At 72.5% G+C, this 5,223-nt stretch carries 4 protein-coding genes; all 4 read left to right on the top strand.

The window, feature by feature from the left end:
- On the top strand, nt 1–2,319 hold a 2,319-nt coding region (locus AC2VNT_RS12730), incomplete at its 5' end, for a multicopper oxidase domain-containing protein (protein ID WP_486947205.1).
- Nucleotides 2,320–2,360: 41 nt separating this feature from the next.
- Nucleotides 2,361–3,458: a pyruvate dehydrogenase (acetyl-transferring) E1 component subunit alpha gene (gene pdhA / locus AC2VNT_RS12725; RefSeq protein ID WP_486947204.1), complete on the top strand. Its 1,098-nt coding sequence runs from the start codon at nt 2,361–2,363 to the stop codon at nt 3,456–3,458.
- Nucleotides 3,459–4,511, top strand: coding sequence for an alpha-ketoacid dehydrogenase subunit beta (locus AC2VNT_RS12720; protein WP_486947203.1), 1,053 nt, complete (start codon nt 3,459–3,461; stop codon nt 4,509–4,511).
- Nucleotides 4,508–5,223, top strand: a 716-nt coding sequence (locus tag AC2VNT_RS12715; RefSeq protein ID WP_486947202.1) for a biotin/lipoyl-containing protein, incomplete at its 3' end; no start/stop codon positions are given. The genes AC2VNT_RS12720 and AC2VNT_RS12715, both read left to right, overlap by 4 nt.

The following is a 5,223-nucleotide window of genomic DNA, read 5'->3' as shown; positions in this document are numbered from 1 at the left end:
GAGTGGCATCTGGCCGCCAAGATCGCGGTGCTGAACCTGGCGGTGATCGCCGCCCTGATCGGGGTCTGGCTCAACACGGAGGTGATCACCGGCATCGCCGGCGCGGTGGTCGCGGTGGTCGCCGTCGTGCACGGCGCCGAGCTGATCAGCATGAAGAAGGCGGCGCTCTCGGCGCGCTTCGACTACCTGGTCGACTTCTACCTGGCGGCGGTGGTCGCCCTGCTGATCGGCGCGGTCGTCGGCGCCAGCATGGCGTTCGGCGTGGACCGCTGGTACGCGCGGCAGTGGACCACCCACGTGCACGTCATGCTGTTCGGCTGGATCGGCTTCACCGTGGTGGGCACGCTGTTCACGCTCTGGCCCACCACCAACCGGGAACGGATCACGCCGCGCAGCTACCGCCTGGCGCAGCGCACCCTGCCGTCGCTCGCCGCCGGGCTGGGGATCGTCGTCGTCGGCCTGCTGGCGGCGAGCCGCTGGCTGACCGTCGCCGGCTTCGCCTGCTACGCGGCCGGGGTCGGGGTGGCGGTGGTCGCGCTCTGGCCGCAGCGCCGCCCCACCGGGCCGGCGTCGTGGATGCTGGTCGGCGCCACGCTCTGGCTGGGGGTCGGGGTGCTGATCGAGCTGATCGGGCTGCTGGTCACCCGCTCCGTCGAGACGCTGCCCGCACTGGTGGAGAGCACGGTCATGCCGCTGCTGGTGGTCGGCTTCGTCGCGCAGGTGCTGATGGGTGCGCTGACCGAGCTGCTGCCGGTGCTGACCGCCCACGGACCGGGTCAGCGCAAGGCCGTGATCAGCTACCTGGAACGGGGCTGGCACGCCCGGATCCTGCTGCTGAACGTCGCCGTTCCGCTGGTCGCCGCGCCGCTGCCGAACCGGATCCGGCTGGCCGGCTGGGTGTTCGCCGCCATCGCCGTCGCGGCGTTCCTGTGGCTGGCCGCGCAGCTGGTCATCCCGGTGCTGCTGCGCGGCGAGATCAACGCCAAGACGGTGGAGAAGAAACGCCGGGGGGTGATGACCGCCGCGGTGGCGATCGCCGGGCTGGCCGCGCTGGCGCTGACCACGACGCTGAGCGCCGGCAGCTCGTCGCTCTCCAACACCGCGACCATCGGGGCGGCGCAGACGGTGGACGTGGCGCTGAACAACATGCGGGTGCTGCCCGGCACGGTCCAGGTGCCGGCCGGGACGCACCTGGTGCTGCGGGTGCGAAACGACGAGTCCATCCCGCACGACCTGCGCGCCGACACCGGGGCGCGCACCCCGCGGCTGAACCGCGGGCAGACCGCGCTGCTGGACCTCGGGGTGGTCGACCAGGACATCGATATCTGGTGTGACGTGCCCGGTCACCGGGCGGCCGGCATGACGATGGCGGTGCGCGCGCTCGGCGGCACGCCGCGCGCCCAGCACGGTGCGTCGCCGGACGCTGCGGCCGCCGCCGGTCCCGGCCTGAACCTGAACGCCGACCCGTCACCGGATTGGTCGCCGCGCGATCCACTGCTGGCGCCGGTGGCTCCGGGGGTGCACCGGGTGGAGCTGCGGGCCGTCGACCGGGAACTGGAGGTGGCCCCCGGGCGTAAGGAGACCCGCTGGACCTGGGGCGGGTCGGAACCCGGGCCGATCCTGCACGGCCGGGTGGGCGACCAGTTCGAGCTCACCCTGATCAACGACTCCCAGATGGGTCACGGCCTGGACTTCCACGCCGGAGCGCTCGCCCCCGACCAGCCGATGCGCACCATCGCACCGGGCGAACGGCTGGTCTACCGGTTCACCGCGCACCGCGCCGGCGCCTGGCTCTATCACTGCAGCACCCCGCCGATGTCGCTGCACATCGCCAACGGCATGTACGGCGCGGTGATCGTCGACCCGCCGGGTCTGCCGGCGGTGGATCACGAATACGTCCTGGTCGGGGCCCAGCTGTACCTCGGTGACCCGAGCAGCGACCGCAAACCCGCCGCGATCCGCGCCAACCGGCCGGACGGCTGGATGTTCAACGGCATGGCCGACCAGTACGAGCACGCCCCGCTGCATGCCCGGCCCGGTGAGCGGGTGCGGATCTGGCTGGTCAACGCCGGACCCGGCGACACCATTGCGTTCCACGTCGTGGGCGTCCAGTTCGACACCGTCTACAAGGAGGGCGCCTGGCTGCTGCGGTCCGGCGGTCCCGGCGGTGCCGGCGGGTCGCAGGCCCTGGACTTGGCGCCGGCCCAAGGCGGTTTCGTCGAACTCAGCTTCCCCGAGCCGGGTCATTACACGCTCATGGACCACGACCTGCGGCACGCCGAGAACGGCGCGCGCGGCGTGTTCGTGGTCGACGGCTAGGCCGCGGGCATAATGGGGAAAGGCTCCCACAAGGAGGCGGCATGGCCGAGATCGTCGAGTCCCCGACGCCGCCGGCCGTCGACCTGAGCCCGGTCCAGCTGATCGCCGCGGACGGCACCGCCACCGGCGAGACCCGGTACGACCGAGACCTCCCCACCGAGACACTGCACTGGCTCTACGAGCTGATGGTGATCACCCGCGACCTGGACACCGAACTCGTCCACCTGCAACGCCAGGGTGAGCTGGCGCTGTTCGCCTCCTGTCGCGGGCAGGAGGCCGCGCAGGTCGGCGCCGCGGCCGCGCTGCGCAAGACCGACTGGCTGTTCCCGCAGTACCGCGAGCTGGGCGTCTTCCTGACCCGCGGCATCCCGGCCTGGCACGTCGCCGCCGCCTGGCGGGGCACCTGCAACGGCGGGCTGGAATTCACCGAGAAATGCTGCGCCCCGATGTCGGTGCCGGTCGGCACCCAGGCGCTGCACGCGGTCGGCGCGGCGATGGCCGCCCAGCGACTCGGCGAGGACTCGGTGTCGGTGGCGTTCTTCGGTGACGGCGCCACCAGCGAGGGTGACGTCCACGAAGCGCTGAACGTCGCCGCGGTGTTCCACGCCCCGGTGGTGTTCTACGTGCAGAACAACCAGTGGGCGATCTCGGTGCCGCTGAGCCGGCAGACCGCCGCCCCGTCGCTGGCGCACAAGGCGATCGGCTACGGGATGCCGGGTCTGCGGGTGGACGGCAACGATCCGCTCGCCTGCTATGCGGTGACGGCCCAGGCGGCTGCCCGGGCCCGAGCCGGCGGCGGCCCGACTTTGATCGAAGCGGTGACCTACCGGCTCGGGCCGCACACCACCTCCGACGACCCGACCCGCTACCGCAGCGCCGACGAGGTCGACCGTTGGGCCGCGCTGGACCCGATCCCGCGCTACCGCGCCTACCTGAGTGGCCGCGGGCTCTGGTCGGAGCGGCTGGATGAGCGGGTCGGCGCCCGCTCGCAGCGGCTGCGGGCCGAGCTGCGGGAGGCGGTCGTCGGCGACCCGGACGGCGACGTCGACGCGCTGTTCACCGCGGTGTACGCCGAGATCACCCCGGAGTTGCAGGCGCAACGCGCGGCGCTCCGAGCCGAGCTGGCCCGGGAGCGGTAGATGACCCAGATCGCTGAACCGCCGACGCGACCCGCCGACCTGCCGGGGCCGGCGGGGGACTCGGTCCCGTCGGCACAGCCGATGACGATGGTGCAGGCGTTGAACCGAGCGCTGCACGACGCGATGGCCGCCGACCCGAAGGTGCTCGTCTACGGCACCGACGTCGGGGTGCAGGGCGGGGTGTTCCGGGTGACCGAGGGGCTGGCTGCGGCGTTCGGCGAGGACCGGTGCTTCGACACCCCGCTGGCCGAGTCGGCGGTGGTCGGGATCGCGATCGGGCTGGCGCTGCGCGGCTTCGTTCCGGTGCCGGAGATCCAGTTCGACGGGTTCAGCTACCCGGCGTTCGACCAGGTGGTCAGCCATCTGGCCAAGTACCGCAGCCGGACCCACGGAACGGTCGCGATGCCGGTGACGGTCCGAATCCCGTCGTTCGGTGGAATCGGTGCGGCCGAACATCATTCGGAATCGACCGAGGCGTACTGGGCGCACACCGCCGGGCTGAAGGTCGTCGTCCCGTCGGTGCCGGCCGACGCCTACTGGCTGTTGCGGCACGCGATCGCCTGCCCTGACCCGGTGGTCTTCTTGGAGCCGAAGCGGCGTTACTGGGCGCGCGGCGCGGTGGACACCACCCGGCCGGAGCCGGGAATCGGCCGCGCGGCGGTGCGCCGGCCGGGCAGCGACGTCACGGTGCTGACCTACGGCGGTCTGGTGGGCACCGCGCTGTCGGCGGCCGAGCTCGCCGATCAGCAACATGATTGGAGCTTGGAGGTGGTCGACCTGCGGTCGCTGGTGCCGCTGGACTTCGACACCGTCGCCGGGTCGGTGCGTCGCACCGGCCGCTGCGTGGTCATGCACGAAGGCCCGCGCAGCTTCGGCTACGGCGCCGAGCTGGCCGCCCGCATCCAGGAAGAGCTGTTCTACGACCTCGACGCGCCGGTGCTGCGGGCCTGCGGGTTCGACACGCCTTACCCGCCGGCGCGGCTGGAGCGGTTCTGGCTGCCCGGGCCGGACCGGTTGCTGGACTGCGTCGAACGCGCCCTGGGGATGCCGTGAGCCCGGACGCCGACGACTCGGTGCGGCCGTTTCCGGTGCCGGATCTCGGGGAGGGCCTCGAGGAGGTGACCATCACCGGCTGGAACGTCGCGGTCGGTGACTCGGTCGAGCTCAACCAGCCGCTCTGCTCGGTGGAGACCGCCAAAGCGCAGGTGGAGATCCCCAGCCCGTACGCCGGGCGGATCGTCGAACTCGGCGGGCAGCCGGGCGACGTGCTGGCCGTCGGGGCCGTGCTGGTCCGGATCGCCGTCGACGCTGCACCCCAGCCGGCGGCCCCGGCCGCCGCAGCCCAGTCGGCGGTTCCGGCCGCCGCACCGGACGGCCTCGCCGAGGCGCACCAACCGGTCCTGGTCGGCTACGGGACCGACGACACCCTGGACGTCAGCCGGCGAGGCGGCGCCGAACGGCCCCGGGCCAAGCCCGCGGTGCGGAAACTCGCCGCCGAACTCGGTGTCGAGCTGACCGACCTGCCGCCGGGTCCGCACGGGGTGATCACCCGGGAGGCGGTACTGGCCGCATCCGGCGGCGAACCGTCGGTGTCCGGCGCCGAGCAGCCTGGCTACGACCTTCGTCCGGTGAGTGCAGGGCAGGCGACGATGGCCGAGCGGATGACGGTATCGCGCAGCACGATCCCGGACGCGCATGCCAGCGTGCAGGTCGACTGTGCCAACCTGCTGCGGCTCTGCGAACGGTTCGACGGTGTTGCCTCCTC

The sequence above is a fragment of the Mycobacterium sp. TH-M15 genome (assembly GCF_057473705.1).
The sequence above is the reverse complement of the archived record's forward strand: the minus strand, read 5'-3'. Positions and strand labels throughout refer to the sequence as shown.

Bases quoted from the DNA above. Each gene is read 5' to 3' on its own strand.
- AC2VNT_RS12720 (WP_486947203.1), top strand. From the start codon at position 3,459: ATGACCCAGATCGCTGAACCGCCGACGCGACCCGCCGACCTGCCGGGG.
- pdhA (WP_486947204.1), top strand. From the start codon at position 2,361: ATGGCCGAGATCGTCGAGTCCCCGACGCCGCCGGCCGTCGACCTGAGC.